The organism is Brevundimonas sp. TWP2-1 (assembly GCF_049897645.1).
In the GTDB taxonomy this organism is placed as follows: domain Bacteria; phylum Pseudomonadota; class Alphaproteobacteria; order Caulobacterales; family Caulobacteraceae; genus Brevundimonas.
Genome location: NZ_JAFCWR010000002.1, coordinates 1,118,275 through 1,138,427, shown reverse-complemented (window position 1 = coordinate 1,138,427; position 20,153 = coordinate 1,118,275). Strand labels below are relative to the sequence as shown.

Here is a 20,153-nt window from a genome sequence, read left to right as displayed (position 1 = left end):
TTCAAACAATACATAGGAACGACCAGGATGAAACTCGACAACACCATCGCCGCCGTGGTCACCGGGGGCGCCTCGGGCCTGGGCGAAGGCACCGCCCGCGCCATCGCTGCGACGGGCGCACGGGTCGCCCTGTTCGATCTGAACGCCGAACGCGGCGAGGAAATCGCCAGGGAAATCGGCGGCGTCTTCTGCCAGGTCGACGTCACCGACGACGCCTCGGTCGCCGCCGCCTTCGAAAAGGCCCGCGCCGCCCACGGCCAGGAGCGGCTGACGGTCAACTGCGCCGGCATCGCCACGGGCCAGAAGACCGTGTCGCGCAAGAAGGACACCGGCGAGATCCGCGCCCACGACCTGGCCCAGTTCGAACGCACCGTGCGCGTCAACCTGTTCGGGACCTTCCGCGTCCTGTCGCAGTCGGCGGCCGGAATGGTGACGCTGGAGCCCATGGTGGACGGCGAGCGCGGCCTGATCGTTAATACGGCGTCGGTGGCGGCCCAGGACGGCCAGATCGGTCAGGCGGCCTATTCGGCGTCCAAGGGCGGCGTCTATGCGATGACCCTGCCGGTGGCGCGCGATCTGGCTCAGGAAGGGATCCGCTGCAACACCATCCTGCCCGGCATCATGTGGACCCCGATGATGGCCGGCATGGACCAGAAGATCCAGGACGCCCTGGCCGCCGCCATCCCGTTCCCCAGCCGCCTGGGCACGCCGGCCGACTATGCGTCCCTGGTGCTGGAGCTGGCCCGCAACGTCTATATCAATGGCGAGTGCATCCGGCTGGACGGGGCCATCAGGCTGGCGCCGCGCTGACGCGCGGAAGGGCGCTACGCTCGCGACGCGGTCGCTCGCTGCTTGAGCGCGAAGGCACCCAGATGGCGAGCGCCGGGGGCGTTTCGGCGGCGTTTTCCGGCGCGGGCGACGCGAACCGCGATAGGTCGAAAAAACCTCTTGCGGAACCGCTCAACCCTCCGCTATACGCCCCCTCCTCGACGGGGAGCGCACCTAGCTCCTACGGAGTGCGGGCGTAGCTCAGTGGTAGAGCACAACCTTGCCAAGGTTGGGGTCGAGAGTTCGAATCTCTTCGCCCGCTCCAGTCGAGATTGCTAAGGCAATCAATAGGTTAAGGCAGGGCGATCCCAGCGGGATCGCCCACCCTGTTTTCGTCGCCGCTACCACGCCGCTACCAGAATATTTTTGTGGTAGTTTTTCTTGTCGGTCCGTTTCTGGCCGTGCTCGGCTGAAATCGCCTGCAACCTCCTTGAAAAATGTGTGGTCCGGAAGGAGAGCGTCCGCTCATGGCGCTGTCAGGCCTACGGTTGAGGTCGACTTCTCGTTCTTACGCTGGCTGCCTGAAACCGGATGAAGACGCTCGAGGTTCGCCAAATGCTTTCTTTGCTTGGCTGCGCGACCCTTCCGCTTCGTGGTGCCTCCCCTTACATCGAGGGTTTGTCGCCCGCTATCTGGCGTTCCCACTGTGCAGTCGCGTCCAGGATCAAATCTGCCCGCAGCGTGAGCCTCTTCTCGCAACAGTCAGCCCCGCTCTTGCCTGAGGACGGCGGCTCGGCGGCACCGACAAATCCCACTTAGCGAAAGCGTATCGCTGGCACGTGAAGCTTACATGAGCCTCCAAGCGCCGTTCCGAACCGGCCGTTATATCCGCTGAAAAGTTGTCTGTGCGTCGCGTCGATATCGGGATTGCAGCGAAGCGCTCCGACGCCTCAGCGGCCGACTGACCGGAATCCTTCGCTGAACACGGTGATCATGGTTTCCAGGGCGGCCCCCAGATCGGATGATTTGCAAAGCCCGCCCGAAACGTCGTCGATCCGGCCCGTCTGGGCCAAACCGTGGGTAAGGCTGGATGAGACGAGGTCGAAGAACCAGTAAATCCGCTCGGGCGGCGCTTCCGGGGCCAGGGCCCTGAGCATGCCGATGAAGCGCTGGACGATGGGGTCGAAGTTCTCGGCCATGACGTCCTTGCCGCCGAAATGGGAGGCGTTGGCGTGACCGACGATGGCGGCAAAATAGACCCAGCCCTCCCCCTTGTCGATGACCATCTCATAGATGGGCCGCAGAAAGATATCGAGGACGCCCTCGATGGTCATGTCTGTGCCAACCTGGGCCTCATAGGCGTCCATGGCCGCAATCCGGGCCGCGTTCACCTCGCCTGAACGACGGGCGAACACCGCACGGAAGACCCGGTCCTTGTCGCCGAAATAGTAATGGATAAGAGCCGTATCGACATTGGCCCCTGTCGCGATCGCCTTGAGGGTGACGCCGTCGCGGCCGTGCAGGGCGAAGAGCTTCTCCGCCGCGTCGAGGATGGTGTTGGTGGCTTCCTCGCGCCGTTCCGACTGGGCGCGCCGGGCTGGACGCTTCCTCTCAGGATGGGCGGCGAATCGTGTATTGGCGGGACGGGCGAGACTGTCGGTCATCAGGGCGCTGCCATCGGTGCCGGCTGAAAACCGGATCTGACCGATTGATAGGAGGAACGGTCGGGCGAGACCAGCCGGTTAAACTTCTTTATTTTGACGCCAATAAAGTTTGTTGACGCCCCAGATGTCCTCGGCTTTAGTCCCGGCGTCCGATCGACGGACATCCAATGAGCCGACGCCAAGCCGGCCGTTCACATAGGGAAAAGGGGACCGCCATGCGGCAGACCATTATGACGGGCGTCAGTGCGCTCGCGTTCGCTCTCGCCGCATCGTCGGCTCTCGCCCAAACGGCGGAGCCACAGGCCGAACCCCAGGCGACGACACTCGACGAAGTCGTCGTCACCGCCCGCCGGACCGAGGAGAACATCCAGGACGTGCCTGTCGCCGTCACCGCCTTCAGCCAGGAAGGCTTGCGCCAGCGCGGCATCGAGACCGGCACGGACCTGCAGAACTTCACCCCGTCGCTCAGTGTTGTCGGCAACACCAACCGCAACCAGGAAAACTACACTATCCGCGGCATCGGCGGGATCGGCAGCCTGGGCACGGGCGGCGGACCGGGCGTGGTCGCCTACTTCGCCGAGGTGCCGTCGACGGCCAGCGGCCCGGGCCTGCTGTTCGACCTGCAGTCCATCCAGGTCCTGAAAGGCCCCCAGGGCACCCTGTTCGGTCGCAACACCACGGGCGGCGCGGTCCTGTTGGACCCGGTCAAGCCTGGCTTCGAGCCGGACGGCTACATCGAAGGGACGGTCGGCAATCTAGATCGCCGATCGGCGCGCGCCGCCGTGACCCTGCCACTGAGCGACAGCCTGTCGCTGCGCCTGGCCGGCCAGTTCGACCAGCGCGAAGGCTTCGTCACCGACGTCAACACGGGCAAGGACTACAACGACCGCAACAACTTCAGCCTGCGCGGCGGCCTGCTGTTCCAGCCGAACGACCGGATCAGCAGCTACACCGCCGTCAACTATGTCGACATCGACGAGAACGGCCCCGGCACGGTGCTGCTCGCTGTCAACCCGGCAGGCCCGGTGGCGGCCCTGCTCAACCCCCTGCTGGCGGCCCAGCAGGCGCGCGGCAACGACCGGATCGCCTTGAGCGCCGACACCAAGAACGTTAGCCAGACTCTGCTGGCGTTGAACAACACCACCTTCCAGCTGACCGACAACATCACCCTCAAGAACGTCCTCAGCTACACCCGCACCCGCGCCGATTTCGGCTCGGATGGAGACGCCTCGATCCTGGTCATCAACGACCTGAACGGCGCCATTCCCGGTCGCTGGAATGTCGACAACGAGACCTGGACCGAAGAGCTTCAGGCCCGGATCGAGCTGGGGCGGCTGACCTTCCAGACCGGCGTCTTCTATTCCGACACCTCGACCGTCACGCCCCTGACCTTTGTGCAGCGCGCCAATCTGGGCGCGATCAGCCTGGTGCAGGACAGCGCCCACGTCAACGACAGCTCCAAGGCCGTCTATGGTCAGTTCACCTATGCGATTACGGACACCCTGACCGCCAACGCCGGTTATCGCTACACCTGGGACGAATTCGGCGGCGACATCAGCATCTACATTCCCCAACTCGGCAATGCCTGCGGCACCAATCCCGGCTTCGCCTTCCCCAACTGCAGTCGCGCCTTCGACGGTGAGAGCGACGGCGGCACCTGGCAACTGGGACTGGACTGGCAGGCGACGCCGGACACCCTGATCTATGGCGTCAGCCGTCACGGCTACAAGAGCGGCGGGATCAACCCCTCGGTGCTGCTGGTCAGCGCCACCAGCCCGCTGTTCAACATCCGGCCCGAGACGGTCACGGACGGCGAGCTCGGCCTGAAGCACGACTGGTCGGCGTCGGGGATCAATGCCCGCACCAACCTGGCGGTCTTCTACATGAAGTACGAGGACATCCAGCGCAGCGACTACGCCCTGATCGGCGGCTTCAACACCCAACTGATCACCAACGCCGCCGAGGCCACGGTGAAAGGGTTCGAGTTCGAGGGCGTGATCCAACCCATCGCGCCGCTGACGATCACGGCGACCTATTCCTACAACGACGCCACCTACGACAAATACATCGACGGTCTCGGCGTCGATCGCAGCGGCTTCCCCTTCCAGTATGTCCCCGAGACCAAGTACAGCCTGGACGCCAAGCTGTTCCTGCCCGTCCCCTCGACCATCGGCGACGTCAGCGTGCGCGCCTCCTACGCCTGGCAGGACGATCAGCAGGTAGCGTCCGACCTGCAGCCGTTCGGGGTCATTCCCGCCTACGGCCTGTTGAACGTGCGTCTGGACTGGGAGCATATCGCCGGATCCGACGTCGCCCTGTCGCTGTACGGGACCAATGTCACCGACGAGGAATACCGCGTCACCTCGAACGCGACCTACAACACCACAGGTCTGGTCGGCGCCGCCTTCGGCGACCCGCGCCAGTACGGCGTGACCCTGCGCTACAGCTGGTAGGAGACCCCCTATGTTGATGAAGCCGCATCCCGGATTCAAGCGAGCGTCTATCGCCGCCCTGGCCGTCGCCGCCGTCCTGTCGGGCGCCGGCTGCAGCACCCCGGCCAATGCCGACCTGCAACCGGCACAGGCTTCCTTCGCGGCGAGGGCCTCGGCCCAGCAGGCGACGGATGTGGAGGTCAAGACCCGGGAGGATGGCGGCTTCACCGTCAACGGAAAGCTCGAAGGCGACCATTTCGCCATGGCTATTCCGGCCGACTGGAACGGCCAGGCCCTGGTCTTCGCCCACGGCTATTCGGTGCCAGGCAGCTCCATCGCCGTATCCGAGGACCCGGCCGACAAGGATCCGTCTGGCGGCCTGATGAAGGGGGCCTACGCCCAAGGCTTCGCCATCGCCCATAGCGATTTCGACAAGGCCGGAGTGGGCGTCGAATCCGCCGTCGAAAACACCCTGCGCCTCCGCGCCTTCCTCGACAGAATGGGCGTGACGGACGCCTATGTGGCGGGCGGCTCGATGGGCGGCAATATCGTAATGGCCATCATCGAGACCGAGCCGACGGCCTTCAAGGGCGCCCTGTCCGGCTGCGGTCTGGTGGATAACTGGACCGATGAGGTCGGCCTGTTGATCGATCTGCGAGCCCTCTACGCCTACTATACCCGCGACACCGAGTACGCCCTCCCCGGCGAGACCGACCTCAATCGCTCGGCCCTGTCCCCGATCGCGCCCAACGCCATCGGCGTTCTCAACGAAGCCTTCCGTCTGGTGCAGATGAAACGGATCGCCGATCCGATCGCCGCCTTGTTCAAGGCCGCAAAGGAGACGCCGGGCGGACGCGAGGCGCAGATCATCGACAAGATCGCCTCAATCACCGGCGTCACGCCGGAACCCGCCTCCCTCATCGTGCCGATCATGACCGTGTCGCTCGGCATGGACGATATGAACGCGACCTTCGGGGGGGGCATCTACGACAGTTCGGCCAGGGTCTACGCCAGCCCCCTGCTGACCGCCGAAGAGGCTGCAGCCCTCAACCGCGACATCGGCCGTGTCCGCGCCACCCCCTCGGCAGTGGCCTATGCGGATCGCTGGCGACGTTCGACGGGCCGGTTCTCCATCCCCCTCGTCGCCATTCACAACCGCATCGACTCCCTCGTTCCCTACAGCCAGTTCGAGGGCCTGATCCGCAAGGTCGAAGCCGCCGGCAACGCCGATCGCCTGCTGGCCATCACCGTCCCCGAGATCACCATGCCCCTCACCGGCACGGGACTGGACGGCCTGGCCCATTGCGGCTTCACCCCGGGTCAGCTCGGCGCCGCCTTCGACGCCCTTCAGACCTGGACGACCACGGGCCAGCGGCCGACCCCGGTCATGCCGGCTGCGGCGCCGGCACCCTAATCCATGGCGCTTCGCTTCGCGGATCCGGCGCCGGACGCCTATGCCTATCCCCTGCTGATCCGGCATCTGCTGCAGAGCGCCCTGGACGCCCGCAGTGGGCGGGAGATCGTCGGATCCGATGGCCGGCGTCACGACTATCAAACGCTGAACCACCGCATCGGGCGGTTGGCCGCCGTGCTCTCCGCCCACGGGGTGGAACAGGGCGACGTCGTCGCGGTGATGGACTGGGACAGTCATCGCTATCTGGAGGCCTATTTCGCCATCCCGATGATGGGGGCGGTGTTGCAGACCGTGAACGTGCGGATGTCCCGGGATCAGATAGCCTACGTCCTCAAGGACACACGTCCGCGCGCAATCATCGTCCATTCGGATTTCGCGGACGATCTCGCGGCGCTGCGGCCGACCCTTCAACCGGGCTGCGTCATCATAACCTGCCACGACGGCGTCGCCGTCGAGGTCGAGGTCGAGACCAGAGTCGGCGACTATGAGGCCCTGCTGTCAGCCAGCGATGCGATCTTTTCCTTCGTCGATTTCGACGAGAACGCCCTGGCCACGACCTTCCACACCACGGGCACCACGGGCCTGCCCAAGGCCGTGACCTTCAGCCACCGCCAGCTCGTGCTTCACACGCTGGCGGTGGGTCTTGCCATGGGGCAGCAGCCGGTCGAACAGGGGCTGTGGCGTGAGTCGGTCTACATGCCGGTGACGCCGATGTTCCATGTCCACGCCTGGGGTCTGCCCTATGTGGCGACCCTGCTGGGGCTTAAACAGGTCTATCCGGGACGCTACGTTCCCGCCCGCCTGCTGGCGCTGAAGCGGGACGAGGCTGTCACCTATTCCCACTGCGTGCCGACGATCCTGCAGATGATGCTGGATGAAGCGGGGCCCGACGCCCGGCTCGGGCCATGGACCATCATCATCGGCGGATCGGCCCTGCCTGAGTCCCTGATGCGCGCCGCCGCCGCCGCCGGGATCACCGCCGTGGCCGGCTACGGAATGTCGGAGACGTGCCCAGTGCTGACCCTGTCGCGGCATGACCTGGAGGATGTCCGGCCACCGGAAACGGTTCGCCGTTGGGCCGGCCGTCCGATTCCCCTGGTGCAAATCCGGCTGCACGACGAGAGCGGCGAGGATGTTTCCGGCGTGGCGAATGGACAGGGCGAGATCGTCGTACGCGCGCCCTGGCTGACACAGTCCTACCCCAACAGCGCCCAAGCCGGCAAGGCTCTGTGGTCCGGCGGCTGGCTGCATACCCAGGATGTGGCCACACGTGAGCCGCAGGGCGACATCGTCATCTGCGACCGGTTGAAGGATGTCATCAAGACGGGCGGCGAATGGGTCTCCTCCGCCGAGATCGAGGATCTGGCGCTGCGAGATCCGGACATCGCCGAGGCGGCCGTCGTCGGCGCACCGGACGCGCGATGGGGCGAACGCCCCGTGCTCTTCGCGGTGGCGCGCCCCGGCTGCACACCCTCGCTCCAGACCCTAAAAGACCGGATGTCACCCATGGTGACCGCCGGCCAGCTCAGCCGCTGGGCGGCGCCCGATCGGCTGATCCTGATCGAGGCCCTGCCGCGCACCAGCGTGGGCAAGATCGACAAGAAGCTGCTGCGTCTTCGCCTGGGAGAAGACGTTCTCGACAGCCGGAGCGCCTCATGACCCGCCTATCCTCCCCCACCCCGAGCCGGCGCGCCATCCTGACGGCCGGGACACTCGCCGCCGCCCTCGCCACCCGGACGTCAGCGGCCCCCGCCGCGGCAAACGCCGTTCGCGGCGAGGGCGCGGTGCCTTTTTTGTGGGGTGCGGCGACCGCCGGGCACCAGGTCGAGGGCAACAATGTTGCCAGCGACATCTGGCTGCTTGAACAGGTCAAGCCGACCCTGTTCAGCGAGCCGTCCGGCGATGCCTGCGACAGCTTCGAGCGCTGGAGCGAGGACGTGGAAATCGTCCGGTCACTGAACCTCAACGCCTATCGGTTCTCCGTCGAATGGTCCCGCATCGAGCCCGCCGAGGGCCAGGTCTCCCTGTCGGCCCTGGAGCACTACCGGCGCATGGTCGTCGCCTGCCGTGAGGCGGGTCTGGCCCCCATCGTCACCCTCAGCCACTTCACCTCGCCGCGCTGGTTCGCGGCCAAAGGCGGCTGGTTCCACCTGGATGCGCCGACGACCTTCGCCCGCCACGCCGAGCGGGTCATTCGCCACCTGGGCGAAGGCGTCAGCCATGTCGTGACGTTCAACGAACCCAATCTCCAGCTTCTGGGCGAATGGGGCCGAACCCCGGACCCGACGGTTCGCCAGACCATGACGGATATGCTCGCGGCCGCAGCGAAGGCCAGCGGGTCGGACCGCTTCTCCCTGATGAACACGGGAGATGCGGCGGCTATGGTCGCCCCCGTCCTGGAGGCGCACCGATTGGCGCGACGGGCGATCAAGACAGTTCGACCCGACCTTCCGGTCGGCATGACCCTGGCCATTCCGGACGATCAGGCCGAAGACGCTGACAGCCGGATCGAGGACAAGAGAGCGGCAGTCTATGCGCCCTTCTTCGCAGAGGCACGCCAAGATGATTTTCTGGGTGTCCAGACTTACAGCCGCAGCCTGATCGGCGCCGAGGGTCCGCTCCCCGTACCCGAAGGCGCGGAGCGGACCCAGATGGGCGACGAATTCTATCCGCAGGCCATCGGCAGCTCGATCCGCTACGCTTATACGCAGACCGGCCGCCCGATCCTCGTCACGGAGAATGGGCTGGCGACTGAGGACGATCGCGTGAGGGCACGCTTCATCCCCGCAGCGACGGCGGCCGTCCTCGCGGCCCGGAGCGACGGCGTGCCGGTGATTGGCTATCTGCACTGGTCGCTGCTGGATAATTTCGAGTGGTTCGCCGGCTATGGTCCAAAGTTCGGGCTCGTGGCCGTGGATCGCACGACGTTCAAACGCACGGTCAAGCCGAGCGCTCGCGTCCTCGCGGATATCGCCGGGTCTGACCTTTCTCGATCTCAGGGGCTCGCTTCATGATGAACCGGATCCGCCTCGTAGCGGCCGTCTTGGCCGCATTGATTGCCGGAACGTCTTCAGCCCTGGCGCAGGCCCCGGCGGCCGGTGCCGTCGAGGACCCGTCCACTGCGCATCTCCCGCCGATTGTCCTGCCCTATTCCAACTTCGCCAGCCCCGAGGCGCGCGTTTTGGCGGGTCGGCTGATGCATGAACCGCCCTTCGTCTTCGGAGACGATATCGCCAGGGCTCGAGCGCACTACGGGCGCTACAACGACGACCGCCTCGCAGAAATGCGAGCCCTCTATTCGACGCGCGAGGAGCGACTGACCCTGGGCGGCGTGCCGGTCGACGTCGTCATGCCGACCGAAGGCGTGTCGGAGCGGAATACGGATCGGGTCCTGATCAATGTCCATGGCGGCGCCTGGATGTGGGGATCGGGCAGCGGCGCGCTGGTCGAGGCCATTCCCGTCGCGGCGGTCGGCCGGATCAAGGTGGTGGCTGTCGATTATCGTCTGGCGCCCGAGCACCGCTATCCCGCCGCGTCGGAGGATGTCGCCGCCGTCTATCGCGAGCTGTTGAAGACCTATCGGCCCGAAAACATCGGCCTCTATGGCTGCTCGGCCGGCGGCGTCGTCGTCGCCCAGGCGACCGCCTGGTTCCAGACCCACGACCTGCCTGCCCCCGGCGCAATCGGCACCTTCTGCGGAACGGGCTCGGGTTATGGCGGGGACAGCATCTTCCTCGGCCAGGCGACGACGGGCGGCACGGCGCCGCCGCCCGCCGCCGCGGAAAGCATCGGCATCCCCAACAAGTATATGGAGGGAGTGGCGCTGGATGACCCGGAGGCCTATCCCGCGACCGACGACGCCGTCATCGCGCGTTTTCCACCCACCCTGCTGCTCGCCGGCGGTCGCGACTTCGCCGCCTCCACCCTGACGACCATGCATCGCCGGCTGGCGGCGGTCGGTGTCGAGTCCCACCTCTTCCTGTTCGACGGTCTGTGGCACGCCTTCTTCGTCTGGCCGGATTTGCCGGAGTCGAAGGAGGCATATGGGCTGATCGCACGGTTCTTCGATCAGCATCTTGGCGAACCGCCCGCCGCAACGGCCCGGGACGCCGCACGGCCGTGACCCGCAACCGCAGGTTTTCTGCCTCCCTGACCCCAAACAGAGAGCCCGCTGCCTGCGCTTGTGCGCCAGGCCGGCCCTCGGTCAATTTCCAGAGTCTCCCCTGATGTTCTCGACAGGCCCTTTCCTCCATCGTCTTGTCCTGGCCGTCGCGGCCGCGACTGTGCTGACTGCGGCGCGGGTATCCGACCCGACGCCCGCCGACCTCTATGGTCCCCTGTTCGAAGCGATTCAGGCCGGCAAGGTGTTCGGGGACGGCAAGACCTTCGTGGACGCCGTGCCCCGCCGCCCCGTGGCCGAGATCATGGCGGACTACGCGCGCGAACGCCCGGAGGGCGAAGCAGCCCTGCGGGCCTTCGTCGAGGCCCGTTTCATCGTCCCGGACGCGTCGCCCACACCGGATACCCCTCTCGTTGCGGAAGGCCTGTCGCTGCGGGCCCATATCGCGGCGCTTTGGCCTGTGCTGACACGCGCGCCGCTGGAGCCCGTCGAGGGCTCTTCGGCCTTGGCCCTGCCGTCGCCCTACGTCGTCCCCGGCGGCCGCTTCCGCGAGATCTACTACTGGGACACCTATTTCACGATGCTGGGCCTTAAGGCTGACGGGCAGGACGCCCTGGTCGAGTCCATGCTGGAGAATTTCGAGGTCCTGATTGCCGAACACGGGCACATCCCCAATGGCGCGCGGACCTATTATCTGAGCCGGTCTCAGCCGCCATTCTTCGCCCTGATGGTCGGACTGTCCGACCGCACGGACTCCGGAAGTCGCCGGACCCAGCTCTCGGCGATGCAGGGTGAGTACGCCTTCTGGATGAAGGGGGCCGACTGCGTCGCCGCGACCGGCGCCTGCGACCACGTCGTGCGGATGCCGGACGGCGCCCTGCTCAACCGCTACTGGGACTCCCGCGACACGCCGCGCGATGAAAGCTGGGCCGAGGACGTCGCCACAGCGCGCGAGGCGACGGGCCGGTCCGCTGCAGAGGTCTATCGCGACCTGCGCTCCGGGGCGGAGAGCGGTTGGGACTTCAGCTCGCGCTGGTTCGACGATCCTCAGAACATCGCCACCCTGCACACGACCGAGATCGTGCCGGTCGACCTCAACAGCCTGCTCTGGACACTCGAGCGGACCATTGCTGCCCACTGCCGGGCCCTGGCTGAGCGCGCCTGCGTGCGGGACTTCGATCGCCGCGCGGGAGCCCGAAAACGCGCCATGAACAGGTACCTTTGGAGCGTTTCGGAGCGCCGCTTCGGAGACTGGGACCGCCGGACCGGCCGGATGACGTCGAGCGTCTCCGCAGCGGGCCTCTATCCCCTGTTCACGGGTTGGGCGAACCGCAGCCAAGCCCGCGACACGGCGCGCCAGACCGAGGCCGTCCTGATCGCGCCCGGCGGCCTGCGCACCACCGCCCTGACCACCGGACAGCAGTGGGACGCTCCCAACGGCTGGGCGCCGCTGCAATGGGTCGCAATCTCGGGCCTCGACCGTTACGGGCATCGCGCCACAGCCGAGACCATTGGCACGCGCTGGCTCGGCACGGTCGACCGCGTCTACCGCGAGACCGGCAAGATGCTCGAGAAATACGACGTCGAGCAACAGCGCCCGGGCGGCGGCGGGGAGTATCCGCTGCAGGACGGCTTTGGCTGGACCAACGGGGTCACCCGCGTCCTTCTGGATCGCTATCCAGACGTCGTGTCCGAAACCGCGCCGACGGCGCCCTGACACAAAGCCCCGCTTCCAAAAGACGCCGCCCTTGACCGGAAACCACCCCATGATCGCCACGCCCGCAAATGACACCGTCCCGTCGTCGAGCGGCCCGAAGGGAGGCGTCGGCTATCTGCAATGGTTCGTCTTCGGGCTGTTCTTCATCTTCGGCGGCATCACCAGCCTCAATGACGTCTTGGTGCCCAAGCTGAAGGAGCTCTATTCGCTCAGCTATTTCCAGGCGATGTTGATCCAGACGGCCTTTTTCGCCGCCTATTTCATCGTCTCCCTGCCAGCGGCCGCCCTCGTCCAGAAAGTCGGCTACATGCGCGGCGCCGTGGTCGGCCTGCTGATCATGATGGCCGGCTGCCTGATGTTCATTCCTGCCGCCAACGCGGGCCTGTTCGGGGCCTTCCTCGGCGCCCTGTTCGTCCTGGCGGCGGGGGTGACCCTGGTCCAGGTCGTCGCCAATCCGCTGATCTCCATGCTGGGCGCGCCCGACACCGCCTCGAGCCGTCTGACCTTCGCCCAAGCCTTCAACTCGCTCGGCACCACACTCTTTCCCTGGGTCGGCGCCACGCTGATCCTGGGGTCGCTGGCGACGGTGAGCGCCGCGGAGTTGAGCGGAACGGCCCTGACCGCCTACCGCGCTGCGGAATCCGCCGTCATCACCCACGCCTACATCGGCATAGCCGTGGCCCTGGCGGTCGTCGCTGGTGTGGTCTGGCTGAATCGCAATCGTCTGGTGGAAGACCAGGCGCCGACCATCGGCTTCCTCAGCGCCTTCAACCTGCTCAAGCAGCCACGCTTCGCCTTCGGAGCTCTGGGCATCTTCGTCTATGTCGGCGCCGAGGTCGCGGTCGCCAGCCTGATGACCAACTATCTGATGCAGGCCGACACCCTGGCCCTGCCGGCACAGGGCGCCGGCGAGCGCCTCGCCCTCTACTGGGGCGGCGCCCTGGTCGGTCGCTTCATCGGCGCGTGGGTCATGCGGTTCATCGCCCCATGGAAGGTACTGGCCAGCGTCGCCCTTGGCGCCGTTGTGTTGATCGCCCTGTCGGTGTTCACGACCGGCGCAATTTCCGGCTACGCGCTGCTCGCCGTCGGCCTGTTCAATGCGGTGATGTTCCCGACCATCTTCACCCTGGCTTCCGCCGGTCTCGGTAAACGCGCAGCGGAGGGGTCCGGCATCATCTGTATGGCCATCGTCGGCGGGGCCATCGTCCCGCCGCTGACAGGCTATGTCGCAGACGTCTCAACCCTGCGGATCGCTTTCGTCATTCCGGTGGTCTGCTACATCGTCATTGCCCTCTATGCGCGGTATTGCGGGGGCATCGGGAAGGATGTCAGCGACATGTCTTGGTCCGCGAGCCAGGAGCCCGGCAATGCCTGAACGGACCGCCCTGCCGGACATCATCCACCGATATCTCGACGCCTACAATCGGAGGGATATGGAGGCCCTGGTCGCGTGCGTCTCGGAGACGGTGGTGTTCGAAAACGTCTCGAACACCAGGCCCTCCTTGCGCATCGACGGGCGCGATGCCTTCGCCCGCCTCGCAGCCCAGGCGGCGGAAACCTTCACGCTCCGGCGGCTGGAGGTTCGAACTGCGGTCATCGCCGGGGATCATGTGGCGCCCGAGGTGGACTGGACCGGTACGCCGGCCGTGGACCTCGGAGAGTTCAGGGCCGGGGAGCGCGTGGTGCTGCGCGGAGCGTCGTTTTTCACCATCTCCGGCGACCGGCTCGTCAGGATCGTGGATCTCAGTTGAGCGGCCTGACAGCAGACAGCGAATTTCCGGACCGTGAACGGTCGTGTGAGCCGGGGTGGGCGGGCACTCAATGGCGCGCTGGGGGCGTCGTCGGCCTCGTCGCGCTGTTCAGCATGCTGTTATGGTGCCGCTCCTGGCCGTCGGTGTCTTCCGGCGCCAGGCTTGCGCGAACGCGTTGATTCGATGGTCGCAATGGCTCTCGGGCGCCCGTGAAGGGGCGATGACATGAACCAGGGCGATCTCAGCCGTCTTGGCGGCGCCATGGTGGCGCGAGCCCGGCAGTGGCGAACCCGGATCGGACTCGGCGTGGTCATCGCCGTGGCCTTCTTCACTATGACAGGGTGGCCCTTCGCTTTGGCCTGGCTGCTGGTCTACTCGATCCTCCAGGCGCTCGAGTTCTGGGGCTTTCGGGTGTCGCGGAAGTCGGAGGACTGGACGCCCTCGACCGTCTGGGCATGGCGGGCGGTCGGCTTCATCGCCCTCAACAATCTCGTCTTCGGCGCCTTTGCAGTCCGGCAGGCCTTCGGCGGCCAGGATCTCTCGGTGATCGCCGCCATCCTTGTTATCGCCGGCGCCATAGTGAACGGCGTGATCGCCTGCGCAGGCTCCCGGCACCTGACCTGGGCCTCCATCCTGCCCCACATTGGTTGCTTCTGCGCCGTCACCGCCTCGGTGCTGATGGCCGGCCATCCGCCATGGCTCACCGCCCAGATGGGCGTCGCCGGCCTGCTGTTCGTCGTGCTTGCGATCGCCGCCTCGAACCAGCTGGCCCAGAAACTCCGGCTCATGGAGCAGGGGCGGCTGACGGCCGAAAGCGCCAACGTCTCCAAGAGCCAGTTCCTAGCCAACATGAGCCATGAGATACGAACGCCTCTCAACGGCGTGGTGAGCATGGTCCATCTGCTGGCGCGATCTCCGCTCTCGGCACCGGATCGTGAACTCGTCCAGATCATCCAGTCCTCAGCGGACACCCTGACCACCCTGCTGTCCGACATCCTGGACATGGCCCGCATCGAGGCCGGTGAGGTCACCCTCGAATACGTCCCCTACCATTTCGGGGACATGGTTCGCTCGGCCTGCGCCCTGTTCACCCTGCGCGCGCAGGAGAAGGGAGTCGCCGTCGTCCTCGAACTGCCGGAGGACGCCGATCGCTTCATCTTAGGTGACGGCAATCGTCTGCGTCAGGTCCTGAACAACCTGATCTCGAACGCGGTGAAGTTCACGACGCGGGGCCAGGTCACCGTCATCGTCACCCTGCCCGAGGCCGGCTGTGTCCGGGTAGTGGTCGCCGACACCGGGGTCGGGTTCGACCCACAGGCCTCCGGCGATCTCTTCGCCCGCTTCCAGCAGGCCGACGGCACGATCACGCGCAAATTCGGCGGTTCCGGCCTTGGGCTGGCCATCTCCCGCGAACTCGTCTGCCTCATGAAAGGACGGATCGGCTATGACAGCATCCCGGGCGAGGGGGCGACATTCTGGATCGACCTCCCGTTCGAGCCCTGCGAGCCGTCCGGATCGATCGTCATCGAAGGCGACGAGATCGAGATCGGCCGTACCCTCACCGTCCTGATCGCCGACGATCATCCGATCAATCTCAAGGTGGCCACGATGATCCTCGAGCAGATAGGCTCGCGCTGCACCACGGCCGTCGACGGCGCCGAAGCCGTCGCCGCCTTCCAGTCCGGACGGTTCGACCTCGTCCTTATGGACATGCAGATGCCGGTTATGGACGGGCTGACCGCCGTCCGGGAGATTCGCGCCCTCGAAGAACGCTTGGGCCTCGCGCGAACCCCGATCGCCATCCTGTCGGCCAACGTCATGCCCGAGCACATCGCGGCCGCATCCGATTCAGGGGCCGACGAATACCTGTCCAAACCCATCCGCCCCGCCGATCTGCTCAGGCTCGTCTCAAGGCTCACGGCGTGAGCGCTCTCGAATGTGGGGCGGTGGTTCGCGGACCCGAGGAACATCCGACCGGCTATCGCCCTGACGACGCCTCCGTCCGGATCGCTTCTGGCGCATTCGCCTTTGGCCGGATGACCCAGATGCTGGACCTCGCGATCTGGATGTCTTCGCCAAGGTGGAGACTGGAGGGTTTACACAGGCGCCTCGACTGCTCGGAGCCTCGAAATCTACGCTCAGCGGGCGGGTCGTCCGTCTCGAACATTTTCTGGGCGCCGAGCCGCTGAAACGCGGTCTCCGACGCTGATGTTTCTTGACGCACTGACCGAACGCGTACCCTACGGGTTGACCGCCGTTTGAACGATGAGATGAGGCCGATGGATCGCCTCGTTCAGAGCGAATGAGCAGCCTATGTCGCCTTCGCTTTCATTCCCCGGCTGAAATCGGCTTGTAGTCGCGAAACTCCTCTCTCAACCTTGATTTGAGAAGCTTTCCCGTTGCGGTGTGCGGAAGGGCCTCGACGAAGACGACGTCGTCCGGCATCCACCATTTTGCGACCTTGCCTTCAAAGGTCTTCAACAAGTCCTCGCGGGTCACGTCCGCCTCCGGTCGCTTCACGACGATGAGCAGGGGACGCTCGTCCCACTGGGGATGTGGAACGCCAATGACCGCGGCCTCCTGCACGGACGGATGGCCCATCGCGATATTCTCAAGGTCGATCGAACCGATCCACTCGCCGCCGGATTTGATCACATCCTTGGAGCGATCAGTGATGGTCATATAACCGTGCGGGTCGATCGTGCAGACGTCCCCGGTCTTGAACCACCCATCTTCTGTGAATGCCGAAGGGTCAACGCCGTGGAAGTAGGACCCCGAGATCCATGGACCTCGAACGAGCAAATCCCCGAAAGCGACCCCGTCCTTCGGCAAAGCGCGACCGGCGTCATCGACGATCTTCAAACTCACGCCGAAGATCGGGCGTCCCTGTTTGGCGATAAGGTCGTACTGCGCCTCCGCCGGCAAATCGCGCTCGCCGCGCCGCATGGAAGTGATCGTTCCCAGAGGGCTCATCTCGGTCATGCCCCAACCTTGAAGAACCCGAACCCCGTGAGCCTTGTCGAACCGTTCGATCATCGCGCGCGGCGGCGCCGATCCGCCAATCAGTGTTCGTTGCAGCGAGTCCAGGCTCCGTGATTCGGTTTCGCAGAAGCGCAGAAGCTCAAGCCAAACCGTCGGTACGCCAGCCGCTGCCGTAACCCCCTCAGCCTCGAACAGTTCAAACAGACTTGCGCCGTCCATCTTGAAGCCCGGAAACACGAGTTTGGCGCCGACCATGGGCGCCGCGTAGGGAATGCCCCAGGCATTGGCGTGGAACATCGGCACAACGGGGAGGATTGTGTCATCGGCCGTCAGGCCTATGGCGTTTGCGCCGTTGACCGCAAATGCATGAAGTATTGTCGATCGATGGCTGTAAAGAACGCCCTTTGGGTTTCCAGTCGTCCCAGATGTATAGCAAAGCGAGGCAGCGGTGTTCTCGTCGAACTCGGGCCATTCAAATGTTTCTTCCTGAGCCATGACGAGGTCTTCGTAACAAAGCAGATTTTTTAGCACGCTCTGCGCAGGCATGTGCGCCCGATCTGTCATCACTATGATGCCGCGAACGCCGCTCAAGCTCTTGTCTAGGCCTTCGAGAATGGCGAGCACGTTGAGGTCGGCGAAGATGAACTGGTCTTCTGCATCATTGATTATATAGGCGATCTGCTCCTGGAACAGGCGCGGGTTGATAGTGTGGCAAATGGCTCCGATGCCGGAGACCGCGAAATACACTTCAAAATGCCGATAGCCGTTCCAGGCGAGGGTGCCGATCCGGTCGCCCGGGGCGACGCCCAATGCTGCCAGCGCTTTCGCGAGCCGGCGTGAGCGCCGGCCCGCATCCGCGTAGGTATAACGATGGATCGGTCCCTCGACCGAGCGTGAAACGATCTCTGTTTCGCCGTGATACTCCGCCGCGTGTTCAATCAGTTGCGATATCAGCAACGGACGGTCCATCATAAGTCCAAACACTGGATTTCTCCCAACTACTCAAATGCCAAGGTTATAAAACGTTTGATCCAATAATTTTTAACAGATTGATCAGCACGACAGTCGCCAGTTCTTCCTGAAACAGCTGCTGATCCAGCGATCGGGCGCCATCGAATAAGGCTTGCCCCGCTTGAGATGCACACGGGAAGAGAGACTGAGTTGAAAACGCCAGTTCGTTCGGAACGCTCAGCGAGCGTAAGCTTGTCGGAGCGACAGGCAAGCGGTGGTTCATAAGCGTGATGATGTTCGAACCGCCTGCGCTCCCTGCGACGCGCCCTGCCAGACCACGACGACGTCTCCAGGACCCAAGCGGCCTTCCACCAATCTCCCCACAGCAATGCGCGCACCTGGCGGAAATTCGATTGCGGCCGCCTGACTGGACGTATTGAGCAGAAACCAGCAGACACCTGCGGGCCCCGTGCGCATCGCCGCCTCGACGCCCGCCGGGACCCAGGGGAGCCCCGGTTTCAGTCCGGCGGAGGAAAGAATGCGGTCGGTCAAGCCGCCCTGCCCCGTCTCATCGAGCAGCGCGCCGACGTACACGGTCCCTCCCTGTCCCACTCGTCGCTGGACGATGGCCGGCTGTCCTTGCGTCCAACCGCCGACGGCGTAGCGCGCGAGGACCTCGACATCGGATGCAACTGGACGGATCGTTTCGGCCCAGACCCTGGCCTTAGCGGACCAGGATCCCTCCAACGGACGTTCATCGTCCAGAGCATAGAACCCATCGACCTCCACGCCGAGCAAAGTCGCCAGGGGGCCTGGCTGCCCGTTCGGCCAGAGGGCGTTGTCTTCGGTCTTCATGCCGCTTCGCGGTCCGAGCACCAACCATCCCCCCTGTTCGACATAGGCTGACAGACGCCCGGCAAGGTCGGCGTCCACCAGATGCAGGGCGGGCGCCATGACGAGACGATATCGGTTCAGGTCCTGTTCAGGGCCGATCACATCGACGTCGATGTTTCGATCGTACAGGGGTCGGTGCCATGCCTTCATCACGCGAGTCGGATCATAGTCCTCGGCATGCCGCTGCTGTTCAAGCGCCCAACGGCTGTCCTGGTCGTAGATCAGGGCAATCTCAGCGTGCGGAGTCGAGCCCAGAAGGAAGGGCGACGCCAGGGCGAACTCGCGCGCCGTCTGAGCCACCTCCGGGAAGACCGCGTTTGGGGTCCCGTCGGGCCCCACCAAGGTCCCGTGGTACTGCTCCTGACCGCCCAGGGCGCTCCGCCATTGCCAGTAGAGGACCGCATCGGCGCCGCGCGCGACCGCCTGCCAAGCCATCAGCCGCGTCTCGCCGGGGTCCACCGATCGATTGAGGGGCCCCCAATTGACATGACCGGGCTGTGTTTCCATCACCCAGAAGGCGCGCTGCTTGTAGCCGCGGACAGTCGCGTGGTGCAGGGCGTTTCCAGCCCAGTCGGGTCGTCCCGACGGTGCATAGAGGTCCCAGGCCGCATGATCGAGGGTCTGGTGCACGAGATGTTGGTCGAAATGATTGTTCCAGAGAGTGGAGTTGGTCGTAACGAACTGATCGGGTGCGGATGAGACCCGAAGGGCGGCGGCCTGGTCAGAAACATAGTCCGCCCACAGCCCGCTGAAGAACCTGTGGGCGTCCAGCACCAAAGCCGGGTTCTGATCCCGCCCCAGGCTCAACGGAACCTGGTCGAACCGCTGATACGTCTGGCTCCAGTAGGCCGTCGTCCAGCGGTCGTTGAGGCTGTCGATGGTCCTGTACAGTCCTTCGAGCCATCGCGCCCATCGCACCTTCGCCTCGGCGTCGAATGTCTCAAGCCCGATCTCGTTGTCGATCTGCCAGCCGGCGACATTCGAGTTCTGGCCATACCGTCGGCCCATCTCTGAGGCGATCCGCACGGCATAACGTCGATAGGTCGAACTGGCGACCGAGAACTGGCGGCGTTCTCCATGGCCCTGAACCTCACCGTTCTCCGCCACCCGCAGAACCTCCGGGTGTGCCTCGGTGAGCCATATCGGTGGCGCAGCCGTTGGGGTGCCAAGAACCGTCTGCAATCCGCGCGACCCCGCTGCTGCGATTGCACTGTCCAGCCAATCGAAGTCGAAGCGCCCATCGCGGGGTTCCATGCGGGACCAGGCGAACTCACCTATCCGCACGACCTTCAGACCGGCTTCGCGCATCAGGTCCAGGTCTCTGGCCCATGCCTCCATAGGCCATTGCTCGGGATACCACGACGTTCCGACGATGGGAGAGGACAGAGCCGGCTCAGAGGCTCCGGCCAGCGCCGGCCCCGGAAGCATCGCCAGAACGGACGTCGCTAGAACCTGCCGAC

Annotated in this window: 14 protein-coding genes and 1 tRNA gene; 12 read left to right on the top strand and 3 right to left on the bottom strand. The window is 65.1% G+C overall.

The window, feature by feature from the left end; genetic code table 11:
- The first annotated feature begins 27 nt into the window (after positions 1-27).
- Both ACP7BH_RS15950 and ACP7BH_RS15945 read left to right on the top strand, forming a co-directional pair.
- A complete protein-coding gene (locus ACP7BH_RS15950) occupies positions 28-810 on the top strand; it encodes an SDR family NAD(P)-dependent oxidoreductase (RefSeq protein WP_425986846.1) in 783 nt (260 codons plus the stop codon).
- Positions 811-1,018: 208 nt separating this feature from the next.
- Positions 1,019-1,093, top strand: a tRNA-Gly gene (locus tag ACP7BH_RS15945).
- A 625-nt stretch (positions 1,094-1,718) separates the two neighbouring features.
- Here ACP7BH_RS15945 and ACP7BH_RS15940 read toward each other — a convergent pair.
- Positions 1,719-2,432 carry a TetR/AcrR family transcriptional regulator gene (locus tag ACP7BH_RS15940; RefSeq protein ID WP_425986845.1) on the bottom strand — a complete coding sequence of 238 codons (714 nt, stop codon included), beginning with the start codon at positions 2,430-2,432 and terminating at the stop codon, positions 1,719-1,721.
- A gap of 215 nt (positions 2,433-2,647) precedes the next feature.
- On the opposite strand from ACP7BH_RS15940, the gene ACP7BH_RS15935 reads away from it, so the two are divergent.
- The 10 genes from ACP7BH_RS15935 to ACP7BH_RS15890 all read left to right on the top strand — a co-directional run bounded on the left by ACP7BH_RS15935 (position 2,648) and on the right by ACP7BH_RS15890 (position 16,075).
- The gene (locus ACP7BH_RS15935; protein ID WP_425986844.1) at positions 2,648-4,885 is read left to right on the top strand and encodes a TonB-dependent receptor; all 2,238 of its coding nucleotides are present in this window, start codon (positions 2,648-2,650) and stop codon (positions 4,883-4,885) included.
- 16 nt (positions 4,886-4,901) lie between these two features.
- On the top strand, positions 4,902-6,278 hold the full coding sequence (locus tag ACP7BH_RS15930) for an alpha/beta hydrolase family protein (protein ID WP_425986843.1): 1,377 nt from the start codon (positions 4,902-4,904) through the stop codon (positions 6,276-6,278).
- Between the two features lie 3 nt (positions 6,279-6,281).
- Positions 6,282-7,937, top strand: a complete 1,656-nt coding sequence (locus ACP7BH_RS15925; RefSeq protein ID WP_372691484.1) for a long-chain-fatty-acid--CoA ligase — start codon at positions 6,282-6,284, stop codon at positions 7,935-7,937.
- Positions 7,934-9,292, top strand: a complete 1,359-nt coding sequence (locus ACP7BH_RS15920) for a glycoside hydrolase family 1 protein (RefSeq protein ID WP_425986841.1) — start codon at positions 7,934-7,936, stop codon at positions 9,290-9,292. Before ACP7BH_RS15925 ends, ACP7BH_RS15920 begins: the two co-directional genes overlap by 4 nt.
- Complete coding sequence (locus tag ACP7BH_RS15915; RefSeq protein WP_008260296.1) at positions 9,289-10,401, top strand: alpha/beta hydrolase; 1,113 nt, start codon at positions 9,289-9,291, stop codon at positions 10,399-10,401. Before ACP7BH_RS15920 ends, ACP7BH_RS15915 begins: the two co-directional genes overlap by 4 nt.
- 103 nt (positions 10,402-10,504) lie before the next feature.
- Positions 10,505-12,115, top strand: a complete 1,611-nt coding sequence (treF, locus tag ACP7BH_RS15910) for an alpha,alpha-trehalase TreF (protein WP_425986839.1) — start codon at positions 10,505-10,507, stop codon at positions 12,113-12,115.
- A 49-nt stretch (positions 12,116-12,164) separates the two neighbouring features.
- Positions 12,165-13,490 (top strand): sugar MFS transporter, encoded by a 1,326-nt coding sequence (locus tag ACP7BH_RS15905; RefSeq protein ID WP_425986837.1) that lies wholly within the window; start codon positions 12,165-12,167, stop codon positions 13,488-13,490.
- Complete coding sequence (locus ACP7BH_RS15900) at positions 13,483-13,866, top strand: nuclear transport factor 2 family protein (protein WP_425986835.1); 384 nt, start codon at positions 13,483-13,485, stop codon at positions 13,864-13,866. The genes ACP7BH_RS15905 and ACP7BH_RS15900 overlap by 8 nt, the downstream gene beginning before the upstream one ends.
- Before the next feature lie 225 nt (positions 13,867-14,091).
- Positions 14,092-15,792 carry an ATP-binding protein gene (locus tag ACP7BH_RS15895; RefSeq protein ID WP_425986833.1) on the top strand — a complete coding sequence of 567 codons (1,701 nt, stop codon included), beginning with the start codon at positions 14,092-14,094 and terminating at the stop codon, positions 15,790-15,792.
- Between the two features lie 94 nt (positions 15,793-15,886).
- The gene (locus tag ACP7BH_RS15890; protein WP_425987088.1) at positions 15,887-16,075 is read left to right on the top strand and encodes a helix-turn-helix domain-containing protein; all 189 of its coding nucleotides are present in this window, start codon (positions 15,887-15,889) and stop codon (positions 16,073-16,075) included.
- A gap of 119 nt (positions 16,076-16,194) precedes the next feature.
- On the opposite strand, the gene ACP7BH_RS15885 is transcribed toward ACP7BH_RS15890, so the two are convergent.
- Entirely contained in the window at positions 16,195-17,832 is a 1,638-nt protein-coding gene (locus ACP7BH_RS15885; RefSeq protein WP_425986831.1) for a 3-(methylthio)propionyl-CoA ligase, read from the bottom strand.
- Positions 17,833-18,078: 246 nt separating this feature from the next.
- A complete protein-coding gene (locus tag ACP7BH_RS15880; RefSeq protein ID WP_425987087.1) occupies positions 18,079-20,121 on the bottom strand; it encodes a beta-galactosidase in 2,043 nt (680 codons plus the stop codon).
- Positions 20,122-20,153 lie beyond the last annotated feature (32 nt).

Bases quoted from the DNA above. Each gene is read 5' to 3' on its own strand.
- ACP7BH_RS15950 (WP_425986846.1), top strand. From the start codon at position 28: ATGAAACTCGACAACACCATCGCCGCCGTGGTCACCGGGGGCGCCTCG.
- ACP7BH_RS15940 (WP_425986845.1), bottom strand. From the start codon at position 2,432: ATGACCGACAGTCTCGCCCGTCCCGCCAATACACGATTCGCCGCCCAT.
- ACP7BH_RS15935 (WP_425986844.1), top strand. From the start codon at position 2,648: ATGCGGCAGACCATTATGACGGGCGTCAGTGCGCTCGCGTTCGCTCTC.
- ACP7BH_RS15930 (WP_425986843.1), top strand. From the start codon at position 4,902: ATGAAGCCGCATCCCGGATTCAAGCGAGCGTCTATCGCCGCCCTGGCC.
- ACP7BH_RS15925 (WP_372691484.1), top strand. From the start codon at position 6,282: ATGGCGCTTCGCTTCGCGGATCCGGCGCCGGACGCCTATGCCTATCCC.
- ACP7BH_RS15920 (WP_425986841.1), top strand. From the start codon at position 7,934: ATGACCCGCCTATCCTCCCCCACCCCGAGCCGGCGCGCCATCCTGACG.
- ACP7BH_RS15915 (WP_008260296.1), top strand. From the start codon at position 9,289: ATGATGAACCGGATCCGCCTCGTAGCGGCCGTCTTGGCCGCATTGATT.
- treF (WP_425986839.1), top strand. From the start codon at position 10,505: ATGTTCTCGACAGGCCCTTTCCTCCATCGTCTTGTCCTGGCCGTCGCG.
- ACP7BH_RS15905 (WP_425986837.1), top strand. From the start codon at position 12,165: ATGATCGCCACGCCCGCAAATGACACCGTCCCGTCGTCGAGCGGCCCG.
- ACP7BH_RS15900 (WP_425986835.1), top strand. From the start codon at position 13,483: ATGCCTGAACGGACCGCCCTGCCGGACATCATCCACCGATATCTCGAC.
- ACP7BH_RS15895 (WP_425986833.1), top strand. From the start codon at position 14,092: ATGAACCAGGGCGATCTCAGCCGTCTTGGCGGCGCCATGGTGGCGCGA.
- ACP7BH_RS15880 (WP_425987087.1), bottom strand. From the start codon at position 20,121: ATGCTTCCGGGGCCGGCGCTGGCCGGAGCCTCTGAGCCGGCTCTGTCC.